This window comes from Streptomyces sp. NPDC102441, assembly GCF_044765585.1.
In the GTDB taxonomy this organism is placed as follows: Bacteria; Actinomycetota; Actinomycetes; order Streptomycetales; family Streptomycetaceae; genus Streptomyces.
Genome location: NZ_JBIWKH010000005.1, coordinates 47,379 through 67,381, shown reverse-complemented (window position 1 = coordinate 67,381; position 20,003 = coordinate 47,379). Strand labels below are relative to the sequence as shown.

The following is a 20,003-nucleotide window of genomic DNA, read 5'->3' as shown; positions in this document are numbered from 1 at the left end:
TCACCGTGGTGGATCTTGTGCCGGATGTGGAGACACAGCCGTTCTGGGACGGTATCGCAGCCGGCGAGCTGCGCCTCCAGCGCTGCGGCGACTGCGATCGCGCCGTGTTCTACCCGCGGGCCCTGTGCCCGCACTGCTTCGGTGACCGGCTCAGGTGGGTCACCTCGCCGGGAACAGGGACCGTCTACTCATACACGGTCGCGCACCGTGCCTTCAGCCCGTCCGCCGGCGATCCGCCCTACACCGTCGCGCTGATCGACCTCGACGAGGGCGTACGGATGATGTCGAGGATCGTGGGCGGCGCCGCCGTCCGGATCGGCGACCGGGTCGAACTGGAGATCACCCGACCGGGCGGCGAGGAGTCCCCCGAGCTGCCGTGCTTCCGAGTGAGGGAGAGCGCATGAGCACGGCCACGACACAGATCCGCACCGAGGCGATGCACGCCCTCTTCGCGCCCCGATCCATCGCGCTCGTGGGTGCCACGGACAAATCGGGGTGGTCGCTGTCCACCTTCGGCAATCTGCGCACCCACGGTTTCTCCGGCCCCGTCCACCTCGTCAATCCCCGCACGGAAGTGGTGCACGGGCAACGGGCCCACCGCAGTCTCACGGCCATCGGCGAGGCGGTCGACATGGCCTACGTCATGGTGCCGACCCCCGCGGTGCTGCCGGTACTGCAGGAGGGCGCGGGTCTGGGAATCCGCAGCTACGTGATACTCACCGCGGGCTTCGGCGAGACCGGTCCGGAGGGCAGACGTCTCGAGGAGGAGATCCTCGCCTTCGCGCAGGAGAACCAACTGACCGTACTGGGCCCCAACGGCAACGGATACATCAACGCCACCGCGGGCACGACCCCGTACGGACTGCCGATCCCGCCACCGCTGATCGGCGGCCCCGTGGGCGTGGTGCTGCAGAGCGGAGCGCTGGCCAGTTCCATCCTGGCGTTCGCCCAGGCCCGCAACGTGGGTCTCAGCCTGCTCACCTCGATGGGCAACGAGACGATGGTCTCGGTCACCGACGTCATCGACTACCTGGTGGACGATCCCGCCACCCGGGTCATCGCCCTGTTCCTGGAGTCCGTACGCCGGCCCGAGGAGTTCGCACGAGCCGCCCGCCGCGCCGCCCGGGCCGGCAAACCGATCGTGGCACTCAAGATCGGTTCCAGCGCACTCGCCTCGCACACCGCCCAAGCCCACACAGGTGCCCTCGTCGGCGACGACGCGGTCGTCGACGCGGCGTTCAGGAAGCTGGGAGTGGTACGCGTCCGCTCCCTGGAGGACCTGATCATCACGGCCGGACTGCTGGCCAGGACCGGCCCCGTACGGGGACCACGGATCGCCGTGGTGACCCCCTCCGGCGGGGCCTGCGAGGTCATAGCGGACCGGGCCGAACAGGAAGGACTGGAGCTGCCCCCGTTCGCTCCTGGGACAGTGGCACGGCTGAAGGAGATCCTCCCGGACTTCGCGACCGTACAGAACCCGCTGGATGTCACCGGCTACGTGGTGGTCGACCGGACGCTGCTCAGCCGGGCCCTGGAAGTGGTCGCCGACGATCCGGGCGTCGACGCGGTCATGCTCCTGACCGACCTGCCCCGGCTGCCACCCGCGGACCTGAACCTGACACTGCAGCACTTCGCCGCGACCGCGCGGCGCATCCGCGACGCCCGGCTGCCGGTGATCGTCGCAGGCAATGTGCTGACCGACATCACGGAGGTGGGACGCCACGTACAGCGGGAGACGGGGTTCCCGTACGTGGTGGGCGGGATCGAGCACGCCATGACCGCCATCGGCGCCGCCGTCCGCTGGTCCCGGGACCTGGGGGAGTCCACCGGGACGGCGCAGACCGACCGGGGCGTGCCACCGGTCGTGGGCGGGGAACCCACAGGGCTCTGGCCGGAGCACCGGGCCTCGCGCCTGCTCGAGGACAACGGGATCCCGGTCGTCCCTTCCTCCCTGGCCGCCACCGAGGACGAGGCGGCCGCGGCGGCCGCCGCATTCGGGTACCCCGTGGTACTCAAAGCGGTCGCCGACGGCCTCGGGCACAAGAGTGACATCGGCGGGGTGCGGCTCGGGCTGAACGGCCCGCAAGCCGTACGAGAGGCTCACAGCGAGGTATGCGCCACCCTGCGCGACCGCGGCCTGACCGGTATCGGCACCCTTGTGCAGCCGCAGCGCCAGGGCGGTGTGGAACTGATCGTCGGCGTGGTCCGCGATCCCGCGTGGGGTCTGACCATGGCCGTCGGACTCGGAGGGATCTGGGTCGAGGTGCTACGGGACTCGGTGCTGCGGCTGCTGCCGGTGGACTCCGCCGGCATCCGCCGTGCCCTGGGCGAACTCCGCGGCGCCCGGCTGCTGGAAGGAGCACGCGGGACCGAACCCGCGGACCTCGACAAGGTCGCCGGGGTGGTCGCCCGGATCGGTGCCCTCGCCGAAGGCCTCGGCCCACGGCTGGAATCGCTGGAGATCAACCCGCTCCTCGTCCGGGGAAGCGAGGTCGAGGCACTGGACGCACTGGTCACCTGGAACTGAACCACCCTCGCGGCGCCACCCGAAGGCCGCCGTGGTCGCCTGCTGCGACCGCGGCGGCCTTCGGCCCCTCACAACCGGTCACGCACCGCTCGGAGGGCACGGCACACCGCTCGGCGGACAGAGGCGGAATCCACTCGCAGAAAGGCTCGGGCAATGAGGCTCTCCTACGTACGCGAACTCGACGAGTACCCCACCGGCGGGCGCCGGATACGCATCCTCAGCATGGCCGTGCTCGCCGTCCTGATCGGATCGTACGAGGGCCAGATCGCCCCCGTCGCCCCCCTGCTGCTCGAAGACCTGGACATGTCGCTGTCCACCTACGGCACGATCTCCGCACTGGCGACAGTCGCCGGTGCCATCGCCTCCATGGCCGGCGGCCGCCTCACCGACACCCTGGGCCGCGTGCGCCTGCTCATCCCGCTGATGCTGCTCACCACCGTGTGCTGCGTGCTGATGACCACGGTGCACTCACCCACACAGCTGCTCATGGCCCGGATCGCCCTGTCGGTCATCGACGGCATGGCACTGGCCGGCACCGCGCCACTCGTACGCGACTTCTCACCACGGATGGGCCGCGCCCAGGCCTTCGGCTTCTGGACCTGGGGGCCCGTCGGCGCGAACTTCCTGGCCGCCGCGATCGCGAGCGCCACCCTGCCGCTCTTCCACGACTCGTGGCGCTCCCAGTTCGTCATCATGGCCGTGGTGTCGCTGGCAGCCTCCATCGTGATCGCGTGCAACATCGCCGACCTCTCGCCCGAGCTGCGCGGACGCATCCAGCAGACTGAGGAGCAGGCGATCGTCACGGCCGGTCCCACCGCGCCGCCCAGGGCCCGCAACCTACTCGCCCACCGCAACATGGTGGCGCACGTCATCGGGATCGCGCTGTGGCTCGTCCTCTTCCTGACGCTCTCCCTGTACGGACCGCTCATGCTGGGGGACTCGTTCGGCCTCAGCGCATCGACCGCCGCCGGGATCATGTCGGTCTTCTGGGTCCTCAATCTGGCCACGGTCGTGGTGAGCGGACGCATCTCCGACCGGCTTCAACTGCGTAAACCGCTCTGTGTGGGAGGCACGCTCGCCGCAGTGGCGGTCACCGGCTACCTGGTGCACCTGATGGGGCGTCAAGACGTCTCGCATCCGCACCTGATGATCACCGGTGCGCTGCTGGGCGGCGCGATGGGAGTGGCCTACGGACCCTGGATGGCGAACTTCTCCGAGGACGCCGAGAACATCGACCCCCGGCTGCAGGGCAGCGCGTGGGGCCTGTTCGGCTTCACGTCCAAGGCCGTGGCGGTGCTCGCGCTGTTCGCCGTGCCGCGTGTGGTCGAGCACGCGAGCTGGCACCTGTGGATGGTCGTCACGCTCTGCTGCATGACGCTGTTCCTCCCGGCGACACTCTTCTTCCACGGGCCCTGGCGGCGTGCGGCCGTGACGCCGGCCCCGGCTCCGGAGCCCGTCGTCACCCCCGGGGCGGTGGACTGACTCCACCCGGTGCGGGAGACCGCGGCCTCGTCCGGCCGGCCCGCCCGGCGGAATCCTTCGTCGCCCGCGGCCGGCCGAGCGAGGCGAGCACCGCCAGGGCGGAGATGACCGTCATCACGAGCAGGGCCAGCCGGTAGCCGGTGACCAGTTGGCCAAGGGCGTGCGGGGCGACGCGCGCGATCGTCCCGTCGAAGACCCGGCTGCGCAGCCCAGCCGGGAGCGCGCTGGTGACGAGCGACATGGCCAGTGCCGTACTCACCACCACACCCGTGTTCTGGATCATCAGACGCATCGCGTTGACGATCCCGATCCGGTCGGGCGCGATCCCGTCCAGCATCGCCGTGGTGTTGGCCGGCATGAACATTCCCGAGCCCACCCCGACGAGCACCAGCCCGATGGCGATCGGCGCGTAGCCCACACCCACCGATATCTCCAGCAGGAGAACCAGCAGCCCGGCGGTGCCCGCCGACGTGCTGAGCAGGACAATCGTGCGCGGTGCCAGCCTTGCGTGGAGCATCCCCGAGCACGCCGACGCGATCATCGCGGCGACCGGAAGCGGCAGAACCTTCAAACCGGCCGACACCGGGTCCTCCCCGTGCACCGCCTGGTAGAACAGCGCGACCAGCAGAACCACGGCCATCCGGGACACCGCGTTGAGGAACGAGGTCAGAAGGCCCAGTGCGAACGGCAGGTCCCGGAAGAGTGCGACATCCACCACCGGACGGGCGCTGTGCCGCTCCACCACGAGGAACACCGGCACCAGCACCGCGAAGACCGCCAGACAGGTGACCACCACCGGATCACCCCAGCTCCGGTCACCGACCTCGGACAATCCGATCAGCAGGCTTCCCAGGCAGGCCAGTACGAGCAGATTGCCCGGCACGTCGATCCCGCGGTCACCGCCTCTCCCGCCGCCCCTGCGCAGCACCACGGCACCCCGGACCAGGCACACCAAGCCGATCGGCACGTTGTACCAGAACACCCACTCCCAGCCGAAACGGTGCGTCAGATACCCGCCCAGCGTCGGGCCCACCAACTGCGCGACGGAGAACGACGCGATGTACACGCCCATGCCACGCGCCATGTGCCGAGGCGGGAAAGCATCGGCGAGGAGCGCCGCACTGTTGGCCAGCAGCATCGCGCCGCCCGCGGCCTGTACCACCCGCAGGCCGACCAGGAACCACGCCCCCGGGGAGAAGCCGAGCAGCAGGCTGGCCACGGTGTACGTGGCCAGCCCGAGCAGATACATCGTGCGCCGTCCGAACATGTCCGCCAGCCGGCCGAACACGACCAGGAGCACTGTGTTGGCCAGCATGTAGGACAGCAGGATCCAGTTCGCGGCGGCAGCGCCGGCATCGAAGTGCCTCACCACGTCAGGGAGCGCGACGTTCAGCGAGCTGCTGCCGAGTGCGATGAGAATGCTCGCCATGCTGACGACGGACAGCACACGCCAGGCGTAGCGCAGTTGCTCTGTTTCCCCGGCCTCGGACATGGAACTCCCTACCGGTAGGCAGATATTGAATCAGGATACTAGAACCTGATTCTGTTGAGTCCCGTTCGTGGCCGTCCGGGCGGGAACGCTCCTGAAGTGAAGGCCTCGGTCTGCGCGTCCTCCAGCGCAGGGCGTGCTGGCAGTAGGCGAGTTCTGTGCCGGCGGGCACCGACCACGGCCCCAGGCTTGTCCGGGTGACGATGCGACGGGTGACTAGGCATCCGGTGTGGCGCAGTCGCAGCGTGTCCCTGCCGCGCGGTCGAGGTAGGGCAGACGGGGCAGATCCTCGAACGCGATGGGACGGCTGTCGAGTCCCGCGTCGAACTCGTCCAGGGTCCTTCGTCCGACTTCGGTGTCGCGCGCGATCTCGTAGAGCGCCAGGACAGTACCGATGCGGTGGTCTCGGTGTCTGTCACGGCCGGAGTGAGGATCTCCGAGCTGATCGGGTGCCCGGTCAGCGGAAGGCCGGTCTCCTCGTCAGTGGTGTGCAGCAGCAGGGACAACATGTCGCCGGTTTCCCGCCCCGACTCCTGGATCTCGGCGGTCCCGATCGGGTGGACATCCGGGAGGCTGAACTCCACCCACGGTTCCACCCGTAGGTCCAGGCGCGTCGACCCTGGTCACAGCAGTATTGAAGGCATGACAACGACCGAGTGGATCACCGACATCGTCCTCATCCTCATCGTCTTCCGGCAACTGCGGGAAGGTCGGCTCGACCTCAAGTCCTTCCTGATCCCGTTGGGGATCGTGGCCTTCGTGGCCTACTCGTACCTGGACACCATTCCTGCCGACGGCAACGACCTGGTGCTGATCGGCATCCTGACGAGCGTGGGTGCGGCCCTCGGCATCGCCGGCGGCGCCTGCACCCGGCTCCGTACGGACGGCGAGCACATCCTGATCAAGGCCGGTGCGGTGTCGGCGATCCTGTGGATCCTGGGCATGGGGGCACGCATGGTCTTCCAGATGTGGGTCGAGCACGGCGGCGGCGCCGATGACGTCACCCGTTTCAGCATCACCCACCACATCACCAGTGACCAGGCCTGGGTAGCGGCCTTCGTCCTGATGGCACTCACCGAAGTGGTCCTGCGGCTGGCCACGATCTTCATACGGAGCCGGGCCCGCACGGTAGCCCGCCCCGTGCCCGTCGTCGAACGTACGGCCTGACCGTGCGATATGTTCTGCCCGTGTCCGCAACCGAGAGCGCTCCGGCCCCCGAGAAGGGCGCGGCCCAGGGGGCGGGCCCGTGGCAGGTTCCCGGGCGGGACCCACGGGTGTGGTGGGTGCTGACCCTGGCGGTCATTGTGGTCGGGGCCCTGACGATCAGGCCCATGGGCGCCGACGGGCGGGGCCTGGCCGTTGCCGCGCTCTTCCTGGTCAACTCTGCGGCTCTGCTGGCTCGGAGCCTGCCGGAGAAAAGGATTCCCAGGCACCTCACTCTCCTCTGGCTGACGCTCGGCGTCGTCGCGGCGGCCGCCCTGATCGGCGTCAGCCGCAGCGGAACGGGCTACCTGTTCGCCTTCTTCCTCGCCGGTCACATCGGATACCGGCTCGAGGTCAAGCCGGCCCTCGTTCTCGCGGGGAGCTGCAGTCTGCTCTGCGGCGCTGTCCTGTACTTCCGACTCGGGCCGGGGCACCACACGGTGCCCTGGGCAGTCGGTCTCGCCACCGGCGTCCCGGTCCTGGTCGGCATCGCCAACCGCAGCCGGCGCCGGGCCGTGCTGGCAGCGTTCGCGGCGGCCGAATCGTCCGAACGTGCCGCCCGGGCCGAGGCACGGACCGCCGTCCTGACCGAACGCAGCCGGATCGCCCGCGATGTGCACGACGTCCTGGCGCACTCGCTGGCCGGGATCAACATGCAGTTGGAACTGGTCGACGCCTTGCTCGACATCGGTGACCTGGAGAGGGTCCGGGAGGCCAACGACAAGGCCCGCGGCCTGGTCAGAGCGAGCCTCGAACAGGCGCAGTGGACCGTGCACGCCCTGCGCGAGGACTCGCTGCCGCTGCTGGAGAGCCTCACCGCGATGCTCGAATCCTCCGCCCACGGTGACGTTCTCACCGTCACCGGGACCACCCGGGAACTGCCTGTCCAAGTGACCCAGAATCTCCTGCGGATCGCACAGGAGGCGCTGACCAACGCAGCCCGGCACGCTCCCGGGGGAGATGTCGGCGTGGAGCTGACGTTCACGGCCTCATCGACCACACTGAGGATCCGCAACCGCCCCGGCACCCGTGAGGCGAACGCGGGCATCGGCAGTGGAATGGGGTTGATCGGAATGCGTGAACGTGTCGCTCTGCTGGGCGGAAGTGTCACCGCGTGCCCGGTCACCGAGGGACCGTACGACGGCGGCTGGCAGGTGGAGGCAGTGATCCCGGGATGAGTGAACCTACCGAGAAGCACCGGCGGTTGAGGGTGGTCGTCGCCGACGATCAGGCCGCAGTCCGGGAGCCGCTCGCCGCGGTGCTCGGGCTGACCGAGGACATCGACGTCGTCGCTGCCGCCGCCGATGGCAGCGAGGTGCTGACGGCGGTCGCCGCCGGGCCGGTGGACGTGGTGCTGATGGACCTGAGGATGCCCGTGATGGACGGGATCGAGGCAACCCGTCGGCTGGGCGAGGAGCATCCGGAGGTGGCGGTGGTCGTGCTGACCACCTTCGCCGACGACGACTCGATCCTGGGCGCGCTGGGCGCGGGGGCCCGCGGCTACCTGACCAAGAACGCGGGACGCCAGGACATCACCCGGGCGATCCGAGCCGCTGCCGCCGGTCAGTCCGTGCTCGACCGCGAGGTCCAGGACCGGCTGCTCGCCACAGCCAGGACCAGGGCACCGGCGCCAGGACAGCCCCTGCCCGGAAACCTCACACCCCGCGAACGCGAGGTACTCACCCTGATCGGCCAGGGCATGCCCAACCGCGGCATCGCAGAGAAGCTCTTCATCAGCGAGGCCACGGTCAAGTCCCACATCAACAACCTGTTCGCCAAAGCGGGAATCCGGGACCGGGCCGACGCCGTCCGCCGCGCAATCGGGGCAGGGCTCGCCTGACCCCGGCGCGGACCCTCCGAGTCGAGCGTGGACTACTGCCACCAGGCCCGGGCGGCAGCCCGGCACGGAGGGGGCCACCGGGCTGCGGCGGCTTCCGCCAGGTGCCGCCTGCTCGGCTTCGAGCGGCGACGAGTAGCGCGCTCCCGTTCTGTGGGAACGCGCTCCCCCTGCCTCAGGAGAGAGTTCAGTGCTCCTTGACGCCGCTCAGCTCGTTCGGGGCCTTCGGCAGTTCCGTCGCGACCAGTTGCTTGCCCGACTCGATGTCGATGGCCATGAGCTTCTTGCTCGACGGGTCCGAGACATAGGCCGTGTGGTCGCGCACGAACAGCGCCGGACGGGGCTGCTGCCAGTCCAGCGGCTCCTGCCACGGACCGAGGGCGGAGATCCTTCTGGTCACCTTGCCCGTTTCCGGGTCGATGACATGGATCTTGCCGTCGGTACCGAGGACGAGTCCTTCACCGTGCGGACCGCGCGCCAGCGAACGGAAGGTGTAGCTCGTACCGATATCGACGAGCCGCATCTTCCCTGTCCCGGTGTTGATGAGAGACACCTCCTCCGGCCGTTCCAGCTCCGCGTCCTTGTCCTTCTTGTAGTCGCCGAGAACCACGCGCGACTCGTCGGAACCGGCCTGGTTGCCGATCCGCCCGTACTCCGCTGGGCTCCCCACCTTCTTGATGGCGCCGTCCTTGTAGATCAGGACGCCGTCCTCGCAGCCGATGACGACCGCCTCGCCCCGCGCGGCCGCCTCCCCGTGGACGCCGGGGCACTCCTCACTGCGGGTGATCTCCTTGCGGTCCTTGTCCAGCACGGCGATACCGACGCGCTTCTCCTCCGTGCCCAGAGTGGTCACCAGCTTGCCGTCGGCGAGCTGGATGGCGACCCCGTGGTGCGGGGCGGCGGAGGTGTACGTCTCAGACTTCGGCTTCGTGTCGCCGAGATCCTTCGGATCGAAGACCGTGACCACGCCGGTGCCGTCGGCGAAGAGAATGGTCCTGCCCGCGTGACGTACGACGTGGCCCGGCTTGCTGCCTTCGAACTCGATGTCGGTGAGCTTCCGGCCCGCTGCGTCGAGCACCTGGAAACCGGACGCGGTCGAGACCATCACATGGCGGTTGCTGCCCGCGGGGTTGACCCGGTTGAACCCCTCCAGCGGTATGTCCTCGGCAAGCTCCAGGGTCGTCCCGTCCAGTACGTACAGGCCCCCGTCGTACGTGGTGACAATCGGGTTCGCGACCTGGGCGGCCGGCGTGCCCGACGCCTTCTCCGACGCCTTGTCCGACGTCTTCGCGGTGGACTCCTCGCCGGTGCTCCCGCAGGCGGTGAGCGCGACGGAAGCCGCGAGAAGCGTGCTGACGGCTGCCGCCGTCCTCGGGCGTGCTACATGATTCATTGCGTGCATTCCTCTCCATGGCTGTCGCCCTTGACCGGCGACAACGTGCTATTCGGTGCCCAGGCCCTTGGATATGGCCCTGGTGTTGGCGCGCATCATTTCCAGGTAGGTGGCCGCCCCCTTTCCCTTCGCCGTGAGGGATTCGGAGAACAGCGGCACGACGTCGACCTCGATGTCGCTCTCGCGTTTCAGCACCTGGGCCAGCCGGTCGGGTTGCGAGGAGTCCGCGAAGACCGTCCTCACGCCTGCCGTCTCGATCGCCGTCGCCAGGGACTTGAGGTCGGAGGCGCTCGGAGACGCGAGGGTGGTACCGCCAGGGATCACCGCGCCCACGATCCGGAACCCGAAACGCTGCGCCAGATAACCGAAGACGTGGTGGTTGGTCACCAACTGGCGCCGCTCGGAAGGGATGGAGCCGAACTGCTTCCGCATCCACGCGGTGAGCTCGGTGACCTGCGCCCCGTAGGCGGTGGCGTTCTCCGCGACCACGGCCCCGTCGGCGCCCCTCACGTGCTCGGTGACCTGGTCCGCGATGAGCCCGACGGCCTTGCGGATCCGCTCGGGGTCGGTCCAGAAGTGGGGGTCGGACTCGCCGGCCGATTCGCCAGCCGCGTAGGTGACCGGATCGACGGTGTCCCCGACCGCCAGGGTGGGGACACCGGCCTCCTCGGCGGCCTCCACATGACGCAGGACGTTCTCCTCCAGTCCGAGGCCGTTGTAGACGACCAGATCGGCCTGCTCGAGGGACGCCGCCTGCGGAGCCGAGACACCGAAGGAGTGGGGATCCGCGTCGGTCCGCATCAGCACGGTCACCTCGGCTTCGCCGCCCACGATGTTGCGGGTGATGTCACCGAGGATGTTCGTGGTGACGACCACCGAGGGGCGGCCCTGCTTGCTTCCGCAACCGCTCAAGCCCAGGAGCGGTGCGCCGGCCAGGAGGACGAGGAGGAGAAGCGCGGGCACCCGACGCCTGTTCACGGAGGCGGGACGGGTACTCATCGGCCGGTCTCCACCATGTACGTCGGGGCGATGTCGAGCGGGAAGGTCCGGGCGAGCCGGAGCCGGTCGCTGTAGTCGATCTCGTAGACCTTCTGCGCCGTGGCGTCGTTCACGTACGCGCGGGCGGTGTCGACCTCGATGGCCGCGGACCCGGCCCCCTCCGGGAGGAGCTCCTTACGCGCGACGCTCTTCCCCGTGGTGATGTCGTACGCGCTGAGCGAACCGTCCTTGCCGAGCGCGAGCAACGGAGCTCCCTCTCCTGCGGTGTTGACGGTCACGACCGGACCGGTTCGGACGCGTGTCCAGGAGCGGTCGGTGACATCGAGGACCCAGACGGCGTTGTCGCCCGACCTGGCCGCCAGCGTGGTGCTGCCCGCCCGGTGGCGGAACTCGACCGCCCGCTCCGAGGCCTTCACCTCTGTGCTGTACGGGATCTTCTCGGCGTCGAACGTGCCGTCGTCCTCGCTGACCAGCAGGGCGCCGTCGGCGCATCCGAACACCACCCCGCGGCGGGTGACGGCCTCGCCGCGCGCCTTGGCACACGGCTCGTCGAGCGCGGTGACCCGTGCACCGTCCCGGCCGCGCACCTCGACGGAGTCCTTCCCGGCGCCCACCGCTGGGACCAGCAGATGCTCCTTGTAGGGGACGACCGACCCGCCGCCCGCGCCGGTCAGCTCGGTGCCACGGGGCACGGTGCCGCCCTCCAGCCGCTTCCGGTCGAGCAGCTGGGTGCCGCCTGACGCGGAGGAGACCGCGGTGACGGCCTGATCGCTGTGGATGTGGGCGATGCCGGTCCCGGCGATGAGTCCCACGTCGCGAATCGCGGTGCGGTAGTAGTGGACGTGGTCGCCGTGATCAACCGTCCAGGCACCGGAGTCGACGACGCCTGTGCCGCCTGCGGCGCTCAGGTAGGCGAACCGTCCGTCGGTGCGAAGACCTTGTACGTCGTCCCTGCCCTTGAGCGACGTGATGTCCTCGGTGATCAGGTCCAGGACCCTCACGGCCCCGGTGTCCGCGTCGGCGAGAATGAGCCGGGACTGCTGCTCGGAGGCTTCTTCGGCCCCCTCGACGTAGCCGTGGGGTTTCGCCGACGAGGGTGCCTTCGCGTCGTCGTGGCCGCTCTGGCAGCCGGCCAGCAGCCCGGAGCCGACAAGGGCTGCGCAGGAGAGGGCCGCGGCGGTGCGGGTCTTCCTCGGTGTCATGACGGATGTCCGTATTCCATGTGTGGGCGGTCGGTCGGTACGGCGGGCGGAATGGACCGCGCCCACCGGGTGCGGAGGCCGGAGGCAGTGGTGGAGAGCAGGAACTGGACGACCGCTGTTGCCGCGATGCTCGCCCCCGCAGCCGTGTGGAGGTGCCACGAGAGCAGCAGGCCGACGAACGTCGCGCCCGCGCCAAGACCGGCAGCGCCGATCATGATCATCGGGATCCGCCGCGCCCACGGCAGCATGGCCGCGGGCGGCGCGATCAGCAGACCGAAAACCAGCAGAGTCCCCACCACGTGGAACGAAGCGACGATGGCCAGCGTGAGCAGGGCCAGCAGAGCCGCCTGCGCGAGGCGTGGCCGGAGCCCCAGCGTCTGCGCCTTGCGCTCATCGAACGCCAGCGCGACGAACGGCCGGTAGCCGAGTGCGGAGATCACCACTGCGATGACCAGCGCACCCCCGAGAACGGTCAGGTCGGTCGCACGCACGGCGAGCACATCGCCGAAGAGGAACCCGGTCAGGTCCACCGCGAACGACTGCGAGCGCGAGACGATGATCACGCCCAGCGACAGCATCCCCACGAACAGCAGGCCGATGCTGGTGTCCTGCGACAGCCGGGGGGACCGGCTGACGGCGCTGACCCCGAGCGCCATGACGGCCGCGCTCATGGCGGCCCCGATGAGCGGACTGCCTCCCAGTAGTGAGGCGAGCGCTATCCCGGGAAGCATGCCGTGCGACATCGCGTCCCCGAAGAACGCCATACCGCGCAGAACGACCCACGTACCGGCCAGGGCGCAGATCAGCGACACGAGTATGCCGCCCCACAGGGCCCGTTGGACAAAGGCCACCTCGAAGGGGCCCATCAACCATTCCATGCGACCGGACACTACAATGAAAATGATTATCACTACAAAGAAGCGTGACGGGAAGAGGCTGAGACAGATGCATCAGGTGAGGCTCGACGGCGTGTCGGCCGGATATCCGAACCGTGCGGTCCTGGATCGACTGACCCTCCGGATACCGGCGTTGACCAGCACTGCCGTCGTCGGGCCGAACGGCTCGGGCAAGTCCACCCTGCTCGGAGTGATCGCCGGAGTGATCCAGGTAACAGCGGGGAAGGTGGAGCACCGGACGGACAGCCGCGTGGCGTTCGTGACGCAGCGCAGCAGGGCGGCCGATGTGCTGCCGCTGACGGTGCGGGACGCAGTGGCGATGGGGAGGTGGGGGCGCAGCGGGCTGTGGCGGCGGCTGTCCCGGCAGGACTGGGACGTCGTGGAGGCGACCATGAGCCGGCTGGGCATCGGTGCCCTCGCCCATCGGCAGCTGGGGGAACTCTCGGGCGGCCAGCGCCAGCGCGCGCTCGTCGCGCAGGGGTTGGCACAGGAGGCGGAACTGCTCCTGCTCGATGAGCCCACCAGCGGGGTCGACGCCGCCGCTCAGCGAATCGTCGCCGATGTGCTGGCCGAGGTGGTGGGGGAGGGGGTGACGGTCGTCCAGGCGACCCATGACTTCGAGGTCGCCGGTTCGGCGGGGCATCTCCTGCTGCTCCAGGACGGGCGGCTGTGGGGAGAGGGGGCGCCCCAGGAGGTGCTGACCGTAGACGCGATCGACGAGATCTGGCAGCTCCCCCCGCGGAGGAACCACGTCGACAAGCGGTGAACCAGGTGACTTCCCCGGGGCACTCAGGTCTCCCGAACGAATCGACCAGCGATCACTAATGTACGGAAGGTGAAAGACTCGATAATGGATCCGGGGACCCCGGACTGTCGTAGCGCAGCGCGATACCTGTGGTGGCTGATCACCAGTCAACGCCGCCGCGTCGCCGCCGGCGCACTGCTGGGCAGCGCCTGGATGGCCTGCCTGGCTCTGCCGCCGTACCTGCTGTCACGTGCCATCGATGACGGGCTGGAGCAGGGACAGTGGTCCGTGCTCGTCGGCTGGGTCGCGGCGTTGCTGGGCGTGGGGGTGCTGAACGCGTGGCTGGCCATCATGCGACACCGCACCATGACCAAGGTGCGGATGGACGCCGCCTTCCGTTCCGCCCAGGTGGTGGTCCGCCAGGCGACCAGGCTGGGCGGGGCGCTGCCGCGCCGGCTCACGGCCGGGGAAGTCGTCACGATCGGGTTCGGCGACGTCGCGGTGATCGCGAGCACGCTGACCATCACCGGCCCCGGTGTCGGCGCGGTCCTGGCCTATGTCGTCGTGGCCGCACTGCTGTTGACCGTCTCGCCGTTGCTCGCCGTGGTGGTACTGCTCGGTGTGCCGCTGCTCGCTTTGCTGGTCGGCCCGCTGCTGGGGCGGCTGCAAGGTGTCGAGGCGACGTACCGGGAACACCAGGGCGGGCTCGCCGCCCGCTTCACGGACATCGTCGGAGGGCTGCGCGTCCTCAACGGCATCGGCGGCAAGGAGGTGTACGCCGAACGCTACCGGCGCGGCTCACGGACGCTGCAGGCACAGGGGTACCGCGTCGGCGCGGTCACCAGCTGGATCCAGGCCCTGGGCATAGGCCTCCCCACCCTGTTTCTCGGGGCGGTGACCTGGCTGGCGGCCCGTATGGCGGCGCAGGGTGTCATCACCGTCGGTGAGCTGGTCGCGGTCTACGGCTACGCGGCGGTGCTGGTGGTGCCCGTCTCGGCCCTCATCGAAGGCGGCTACGACCTCAGCCGCGGACTGGTCGCCGCCCGCAGGGTCGTACGCTTCCTTGCAATGGAGCCCTGTTCCCCCACCGGGGACGCGGTTTCGGACGAGCCCGGGCATCCGGCCGCGCTGCGTGATCCCGCATCCGGCGTCGAGGTGACGCCCGGCAGGCTGACCGCAGTGGTCAGCGCCCGGCCCGCGGAATCGGCGACGGTGGTCGACCGTCTCGGCCGCTTCGCCGAATCGGCCGTGACCTGGGGTGAGATACAGCTCGCCGAGATCGATCTGACACAGGTCCGCCGACGGATCGTCGTCGCGGACAACGAGGCCGACCTGTTCGCCGGCCCGCTGCGCGAGGTGATCAGTGCCCCGTGGGACCGCGACGAGGAGACCATCGGCCGGGGCCTCCGCGCGGCCATGGCACAGGACATCGTCCGCGCCCTGCCGGACGGCCTCGACTCGCCCGTCGACGCGCAGGGCCGCAACCTCTCCGGCGGTCAGCGGCAGCGCATCCGCCTGGCCCGGGCCCTCCTGGCGGATCCCGAGATACTCCTGGCGGTCGAGCCCACCTCGGCGGTCGACGCGCACACCGAGGCGGCCATCGCGACCCGGCTGTACGCCGCACGGGCAGACCGCACCACGGTGGTCACCAGCACATCACCGCTCCTGCTGGACCAGGCGGACACCGTGTACTTCCTGGTCGACGGCTCCGTCGCGGACTCGGGCAGCCATCGAGAACTCCTGGCCCGGCAGCCCGGCTACCGTCGCCTGGTCTCCCGCGGCGCGCCCGACGAGGACGGCCCCCACGACGAGGACGGCGAAGGCCCCGACCGCTCGGACGAAGGAATCGCTCCGACAGACAGGGAGGGCGTGCGATGACTGCCACATCCCCGCCCACGGCACCCACGGCCCGGGCTCTGCCCGTCGCCGAACTGCCCCGGATACGCCGGGCAGCGCTCCGGCTGGTCCGTCAGGACGGCCGAGCCTTCGCTGCCATGACCGGCCTCAACGCGCTGGCCGCCGGCGCCGGACTCGTCGGCCCGTGGCTGCTCGGTCGCATTATCGACGAGGTCAGGGCCGGGGCCCCGGTAGCCTCGGTGGACCGTCTCGCTCTCGTCATCCTCGTCTTCGCGGTGACGCAGCTCGTTCTGGCCCGATACGCCGGCTACGTCGGACACCGCTTCGGCGAGCGGACCCTGGCACGTATCCGCGAACAGTTCGCCGACCGGGCACTCGCCCTGCCCGCCGCAGCGGTCGAACGTGCGGGAACGGGCGACCTGATGACCCGCGGAACCGCCGATGTCGCTGCGGTCGGCGCCACCCTCCGGGACGCCGGTCCCCAGGTCCTCATCGCCGGAGTCCAGGCGGTGTTCATCCTCGGGGCGGTCTTCGCGCTCCACCCGCTGCTCGGCGTGTGTGCAGTGGTGGGCCTGCTCGGCATCTGGTTCGCCGCCCGCTGGTACCTTCGCCGGGCGCTCACCGCATACCTCGCCGAGGGGGCGGCCAACTCCGCTCTCGCGGAGCAGCTCGCGGCCACTGCCGCCGGCGCTCGCACCGTCGAAGCCCTCGGGCTGCAGCAGCACCGCATGACGGCATGCCAGAAGCAGATCGAAGAGTGCCGGACCACCAGGAACCGCACGCTGTTCCTGCGCAGTGTGCTCTTCCCGGCCGTGGACATCTCGTACGTCATTCCCGTGGCCGGCGTCCTGCTGATCGGCGGCGTACTGTACTCCCACGGCACGATGAGCCTCGGCGCGGTCGTCTCCTCGGCCCTCTACCTGATGCAGCTCTCCCAGCCCCTGGACACCATCCTCCAGCAGATGGAGCAACTGCAGAGTAGCCGCGCCTCCTTCGCCAGGGTCGAAGGCCTCGGCCTGGCCACGCACGCACCGTCAGTACCGGCCGCCACACCGGTCGACGACCGGATCGAAGTGGCCGATGTGCACTACGCCTACGACGAAGGAGGCGACGTCCTGCACGGCGTCGACCTGACCGTCCGGCCCGGCGAGCGGCTCGTGATCGTCGGCCCCTCCGGTGCGGGCAAGACCACCCTGGGCAGACTCCTGGCCGGCACGGGTACTCCGCACACCGGCTCGGTGACAGTGGGGCAGGTCCCGGTCGCCCGCCTGGACCCCGACCAGCTGCGCCGACACGTCGTCCTCGTCACCCAGGAACATCACGTGTTCCTCGGCACGGTCCGTGACAACCTGCAGATCGCCTCAGCCGGCGCCACCGACGCCGAGCTGCATGCGGCACTCACTGCTGTCGGCGCCGAGTGGACCAGCGAACTGCCGGACGGGCTGGACACAGACCTGGGCCACGAGGGGCACCGGCCGGACGGTGCCCAGGCTCAGCAACTCGCTCTGGCGCGCGTGGTGCTGGCCGACCCGCACACGCTGATCCTCGACGAGGCGACCGCGCTCCTGGACCCGAGAACCGCCCGGCACGCGGAGCGGGCGCTGGCCGCTGTCCTCGAAGGCAGGACCGTCATCGCGATCGCACACCGCTTGCAGACGGCGTACGACGCCGACCGGGTTGCTGTGATGGAGGACGGCCGTCTCACCGAACTGGGCACCCACGAAGACCTCGTCGCTGCCGACGGCGCCTACGCCGCCCTGTGGCGCTCCTGGCACGGCGAGCCGACCCGTACCGGTGGTAGACGGCGTCAGCATTGAGGGGGACTAGGCCCTGTCCGGCGGATCATGCTCGGGGAGGCGCGAGTAGGTTGGCTGCATGTCTTCCGTACTTGTTGTTGGTTATGACCCGCAGGCAATACCCGGCGTCGACGCGGAGGGCCTTCGCGCGGCTCTGGACAAGGAGCTGGGCCGGTTCGCAGAGCATGGCATCGAAGCGGCCATGACGCTGATCGTGTTCGGCACGTCGGCCAAGCCCACGCTCGTCGCGTCGCTGGCCGAGCGTGCCTGGGACGTGGTGGTTGTCGGTGCCGGAATCCGTAAGACGGAGCAGCTGCTTCCGTTGTTCGAGGAGATCGTGAACCTGATTGGCCGTCATGCTCCGCAGGCTGCTATTGCGTTCAACACCAGTGGTGGGGACAGCGTCGAGACGGCACAACGCTGGCTCTAGGGTTGTCAGGGGGGATCACCTGCAGAGCCAGAGTCGAACTGCGGCGAGGGTGACTGTGCCGTGGAAGACGTAGGCCCGCTTGTCGTATCGGGTCGTGACGGCCCGGGAGTTCTTCAGCCGGTCAATCGTCCGTTCGACCTCGTTGCGGCGCCGGTAGCGCTCGCGGTCGAAGCCGGTGGGCCTGCCGCCCTTGCTGCCGCGGCGTCGACGGTTGGCGCGCTGGTCCTTGGGCTCGGGAATCGTGTACTTGATCTGGCGTCTTCGTAGGTAGCGGCGGTTTCGGCGGGAGCTGTATGCCTTGTCGCTGCTGACGTGGTCGGGCTGAGGTTGTTTGTCTGCCGGGCGGGGCGCTCTGATCGGGTCCAGGGCGTCGATTATCTGCGGGGTGTCGTCCTGCTGGCCCGGTGTGAGCGTCAGGGTGGTAGTACTTCTGGTGTTCTGGTCGGGTGTGAGGGGATCGTTGATGTGGTGTGGGTTCTGTGTGGGGAGGTGGTTGTCCTCGGTGTGGTGGGCAACGTTTCGTGGTTCGGGGGTGCCATGCGGTAGTTGGAGCGTTGCCGTGTGGGTCGTGTCCTGTTCGCCGGGGATGCCGCGCACATCCATGCGCCGGTGGGCGGCCGGGGACTGGGCCTCGGTGTCCGGGACGCGTTCAATTTCGGCTGGAAGCTGGCCGTGGCTGTCCAGGGCCGGGCGCCGGGGGGCGTCCTGGAGGGTTATCACGTTGAACGGCATCCGGTCGGGGCCCAGGTGCTCCACCACACCTCTGCGCAGGGTTTCCTGGCCGATCCGCACCCGAGTGAGGACCTGGCTGCCCTGTGTGGCATCTTCATCGACCTGCTGAGACTGCCCGACGCCAACCGCTATGTCGCAGGCCTTGTGTCCGGCCTGTCGCTGTGCTGGGAACTGTCCGGCGACCATCCACTCACCGGGCGGCGTATGCGGGACGTCGGCCTGGTCGCCCGGGCCGGCCTCACCCGGCTGTCGACTCTGTTCGGCTCAGGGTACGCCGTCCTGCTCGATCTGGCCGGTACCGTCCCGGCTGATCTCCGGCTTCCGGTACGAATCGACTTGGTCCGTGCCGTATGCGCCGACGAGGTGGGTGCCGCCGTTCTGCTCTTTCGTCCCGACGGCTAGGTCTGCTGGGCTACGGATGGCTCCGCCGTCTGTGGCAGGGCCCTGGTCTCCACAGTTGCCAGTGCCCTGACACAGGTGCAATGTACCCCTTGTCCGACATGGTCCGACTCCACTCACCGGGTCAACGGCGGGTCCGCACGACTGTCGGCACCTGTCAGCCACCCGTTCACGAACAGGGTGTTGGCGTCGGGGAACGGCTGCTGCCACACGTCGTGCAGGAGGCGCGGGCTTACCGGCCGAGCGCGTAGAGAAGCGGCCTGTCCGGCCGACAGCCCGACGGCAGACAGCTTTCCCTCTGCCCGGGAGGAACCGCGCCATGTCCGCCCCCGATCCATGTGTCCAAGGGCCTCGATGATCTGCGTGCCCGTCTCGCAGCGACCCGTCCGCCGCTGGGCGAGGGGAACGGGGACTGGTTCTACGGCGTTCCGACCAGCTATCTCCGTGAGCTGGTCTCCCACCGGCACAACGGCTACGACTGGTGTGAGGCCGAGGCTGCCACCAACGCCTGGCCCGGCTCGGTCACAAGTGCGCTGATGAGCTGTGGCATTCACATCGGCTCCGGGCTGTCGCCCGATTTCTTCGCCGGTCCCCGTGCCTGGGACTTCGCCCGGGGACCGGCCCCTCGGCGACGACGGGCCCGGCGGTGTCCGTGCCCGTGTCATCGAGCTGGACCACCGCTCGGTGTCCCCCGCCTCACCGTGCACATGCTCGGCGGTGCCATTCTGGCCCGCGGGCTGAGCGATGCACCTGCCGGACTGCTCGCATGGCTGCTGGAGCGTTGGAGCGACAACGGTGGCGATGTCGAGTCGGTCTTCACCAGGGATGATCTGCTCACGCACACCACGATCTGCTGGGTGAACAACTCCATTGCCACGGCCATGCGTTACTACGCCAACGCCAACGCCAACGCCAACGCGAACGCGAACGCGAACGCGAACGCGAACGCGAACGCGAACGCGAACGCGAACGCGAACGCGAACGCGAACGCGAACGCGAACGCGAACGCGAACGCG

16 protein-coding genes and 3 pseudogenes are annotated in these 20,003 nt (G+C 69.3%); 13 read left to right on the top strand and 6 right to left on the bottom strand.

Going from position 1 to position 20,003, the window contains the following annotated elements:
* Positions 1-5 precede the first annotated feature (5 nt).
* From ACIREO_RS11745 to ACIREO_RS11735, 3 genes are all read left to right on the top strand, one after another.
* A complete protein-coding gene (locus ACIREO_RS11745) occupies positions 6-404 on the top strand; it encodes a Zn-ribbon domain-containing OB-fold protein (protein ID WP_404107632.1) in 399 nt (132 codons plus the stop codon).
* The gene (locus tag ACIREO_RS11740; RefSeq protein ID WP_404107630.1) at positions 401-2,527 is read left to right on the top strand and encodes an acetate--CoA ligase family protein; all 2,127 of its coding nucleotides are present in this window, start codon (positions 401-403) and stop codon (positions 2,525-2,527) included. Before ACIREO_RS11745 ends, ACIREO_RS11740 begins: the two co-directional genes overlap by 4 nt.
* A 153-nt stretch (positions 2,528-2,680) precedes the next feature.
* Positions 2,681-4,009 (top strand): MFS transporter, encoded by a 1,329-nt coding sequence (locus tag ACIREO_RS11735; RefSeq protein ID WP_404107629.1) that lies wholly within the window; start codon positions 2,681-2,683, stop codon positions 4,007-4,009.
* On the opposite strand, the gene ACIREO_RS11730 is transcribed toward ACIREO_RS11735, so the two are convergent.
* Positions 3,987-5,501 (bottom strand): MFS transporter, encoded by a 1,515-nt coding sequence (locus ACIREO_RS11730; RefSeq protein ID WP_404107627.1) that lies wholly within the window; start codon positions 5,499-5,501, stop codon positions 3,987-3,989. The two genes, ACIREO_RS11735 and ACIREO_RS11730, sit on opposite strands and share 23 nt — an antisense overlap.
* A gap of 639 nt (positions 5,502-6,140) precedes the next feature.
* On the opposite strand from ACIREO_RS11730, the gene ACIREO_RS11725 reads away from it, so the two are divergent.
* The 3 genes from ACIREO_RS11725 to ACIREO_RS11715 are packed head-to-tail and all read left to right on the top strand — an operon-like array spanning position 6,141 to position 8,541.
* Positions 6,141-6,665: a hypothetical protein gene (locus ACIREO_RS11725; RefSeq protein WP_404107626.1), complete on the top strand. Its 525-nt coding sequence runs from the start codon at positions 6,141-6,143 to the stop codon at positions 6,663-6,665.
* Between the two features lie 2 nt (positions 6,666-6,667).
* On the top strand, positions 6,668-7,879 hold the full coding sequence (locus tag ACIREO_RS11720; RefSeq protein ID WP_404107624.1) for a sensor histidine kinase: 1,212 nt from the start codon (positions 6,668-6,670) through the stop codon (positions 7,877-7,879).
* Positions 7,876-8,541 carry a response regulator gene (locus tag ACIREO_RS11715; RefSeq protein WP_404107622.1) on the top strand — a complete coding sequence of 222 codons (666 nt, stop codon included), beginning with the start codon at positions 7,876-7,878 and terminating at the stop codon, positions 8,539-8,541. The genes ACIREO_RS11720 and ACIREO_RS11715 overlap by 4 nt, the downstream gene beginning before the upstream one ends.
* Positions 8,542-8,725: 184 nt before the next feature.
* Here the strand turns inward: ACIREO_RS11715 and aztD are convergent, their stop codons facing one another.
* The 4 genes from aztD to aztB are packed head-to-tail and all read right to left on the bottom strand — an operon-like array spanning position 8,726 to position 13,010.
* Positions 8,726-9,931 (bottom strand): zinc metallochaperone AztD, encoded by a 1,206-nt coding sequence (gene aztD / locus ACIREO_RS11710; RefSeq protein WP_404107621.1) that lies wholly within the window; start codon positions 9,929-9,931, stop codon positions 8,726-8,728.
* 48 nt (positions 9,932-9,979) lie between these two features.
* Positions 9,980-10,930, bottom strand: a complete 951-nt coding sequence (aztC, locus tag ACIREO_RS11705; RefSeq protein WP_404107620.1) for a zinc ABC transporter substrate-binding protein AztC — start codon at positions 10,928-10,930, stop codon at positions 9,980-9,982.
* Positions 10,927-12,132 (bottom strand): hypothetical protein, encoded by a 1,206-nt coding sequence (locus tag ACIREO_RS11700; RefSeq protein ID WP_404107618.1) that lies wholly within the window; start codon positions 12,130-12,132, stop codon positions 10,927-10,929. The genes aztC and ACIREO_RS11700 overlap by 4 nt, the downstream gene beginning before the upstream one ends.
* Positions 12,129-13,010: a zinc ABC transporter permease AztB gene (gene aztB / locus ACIREO_RS11695; RefSeq protein ID WP_404107616.1), complete on the bottom strand. Its 882-nt coding sequence runs from the start codon at positions 13,008-13,010 to the stop codon at positions 12,129-12,131. The genes ACIREO_RS11700 and aztB overlap by 4 nt, the downstream gene beginning before the upstream one ends.
* Positions 13,011-13,077: 67 nt before the next feature.
* Here aztB and aztA point away from each other — a divergent pair, with 67 nt between their 5' ends.
* The 4 genes from aztA to ACIREO_RS11675 all read left to right on the top strand — a co-directional run bounded on the left by aztA (position 13,078) and on the right by ACIREO_RS11675 (position 17,856).
* Entirely contained in the window at positions 13,078-13,794 is a 717-nt protein-coding gene (gene aztA / locus ACIREO_RS11690) for a zinc ABC transporter ATP-binding protein AztA (RefSeq protein WP_404107615.1), read from the top strand.
* A 69-nt stretch (positions 13,795-13,863) separates the two neighbouring features.
* Positions 13,864-15,651: an ABC transporter transmembrane domain-containing protein gene (locus ACIREO_RS11685; protein WP_404107614.1), complete on the top strand. Its 1,788-nt coding sequence runs from the start codon at positions 13,864-13,866 to the stop codon at positions 15,649-15,651.
* A complete protein-coding gene (locus tag ACIREO_RS11680) occupies positions 15,648-17,447 on the top strand; it encodes an ABC transporter ATP-binding protein (RefSeq protein ID WP_404107612.1) in 1,800 nt (599 codons plus the stop codon). The genes ACIREO_RS11685 and ACIREO_RS11680 overlap by 4 nt, the downstream gene beginning before the upstream one ends.
* A gap of 58 nt (positions 17,448-17,505) precedes the next feature.
* Positions 17,506-17,856, top strand: coding sequence for a hypothetical protein (locus ACIREO_RS11675; protein WP_404107610.1), 351 nt, complete (start codon positions 17,506-17,508; stop codon positions 17,854-17,856).
* Positions 17,857-17,871: 15 nt separating this feature from the next.
* On the opposite strand, the pseudogene ACIREO_RS11670 reads toward ACIREO_RS11675, so the two are convergent.
* A pseudogene (locus tag ACIREO_RS11670) lies at positions 17,872-18,273 on the bottom strand (transposase); the annotation flags it as partial.
* Positions 18,274-18,417: 144 nt separating this feature from the next.
* On the opposite strand from ACIREO_RS11670, the pseudogene ACIREO_RS11665 reads away from it, so the two are divergent.
* The 3 genes and pseudogenes from ACIREO_RS11665 to ACIREO_RS11655 all read left to right on the top strand — a co-directional run.
* A pseudogene (locus ACIREO_RS11665) lies at positions 18,418-18,552 on the top strand (FAD-dependent monooxygenase); the annotation flags it as partial.
* 51 nt (positions 18,553-18,603) lie between these two features.
* Entirely contained in the window at positions 18,604-18,990 is a 387-nt protein-coding gene (locus tag ACIREO_RS11660; RefSeq protein ID WP_404108717.1) for a hypothetical protein, read from the top strand.
* Between the two features lie 329 nt (positions 18,991-19,319).
* A pseudogene (locus ACIREO_RS11655) lies at positions 19,320-19,895 on the top strand (epoxide hydrolase N-terminal domain-containing protein); the annotation flags it as partial.
* Positions 19,896-20,003 lie beyond the last annotated feature (108 nt).

Excerpts from the sequence above, each read along its gene's own strand:
- ACIREO_RS11740 (WP_404107630.1), top strand. The coding sequence starts at position 401 with ATGAGCACGGCCACGACACAGATCCGCACCGAGGCGATGCACGCCCTC.
- ACIREO_RS11735 (WP_404107629.1), top strand. The coding sequence starts at position 2,681 with ATGAGGCTCTCCTACGTACGCGAACTCGACGAGTACCCCACCGGCGGG.
- ACIREO_RS11730 (WP_404107627.1), bottom strand. The coding sequence starts at position 5,501 with ATGTCCGAGGCCGGGGAAACAGAGCAACTGCGCTACGCCTGGCGTGTG.
- ACIREO_RS11725 (WP_404107626.1), top strand. The coding sequence starts at position 6,141 with ATGACAACGACCGAGTGGATCACCGACATCGTCCTCATCCTCATCGTC.
- ACIREO_RS11715 (WP_404107622.1), top strand. The coding sequence starts at position 7,876 with ATGAGTGAACCTACCGAGAAGCACCGGCGGTTGAGGGTGGTCGTCGCC.
- aztD (WP_404107621.1), bottom strand. The coding sequence starts at position 9,931 with ATGAATCATGTAGCACGCCCGAGGACGGCGGCAGCCGTCAGCACGCTT.
- aztC (WP_404107620.1), bottom strand. The coding sequence starts at position 10,930 with ATGAGTACCCGTCCCGCCTCCGTGAACAGGCGTCGGGTGCCCGCGCTT.
- ACIREO_RS11700 (WP_404107618.1), bottom strand. The coding sequence starts at position 12,132 with ATGACACCGAGGAAGACCCGCACCGCCGCGGCCCTCTCCTGCGCAGCC.
- aztB (WP_404107616.1), bottom strand. The coding sequence starts at position 13,010 with ATGGAATGGTTGATGGGCCCCTTCGAGGTGGCCTTTGTCCAACGGGCC.
- aztA (WP_404107615.1), top strand. The coding sequence starts at position 13,078 with ATGCATCAGGTGAGGCTCGACGGCGTGTCGGCCGGATATCCGAACCGT.
- ACIREO_RS11680 (WP_404107612.1), top strand. The coding sequence starts at position 15,648 with ATGACTGCCACATCCCCGCCCACGGCACCCACGGCCCGGGCTCTGCCC.
- ACIREO_RS11675 (WP_404107610.1), top strand. The coding sequence starts at position 17,506 with ATGTCTTCCGTACTTGTTGTTGGTTATGACCCGCAGGCAATACCCGGC.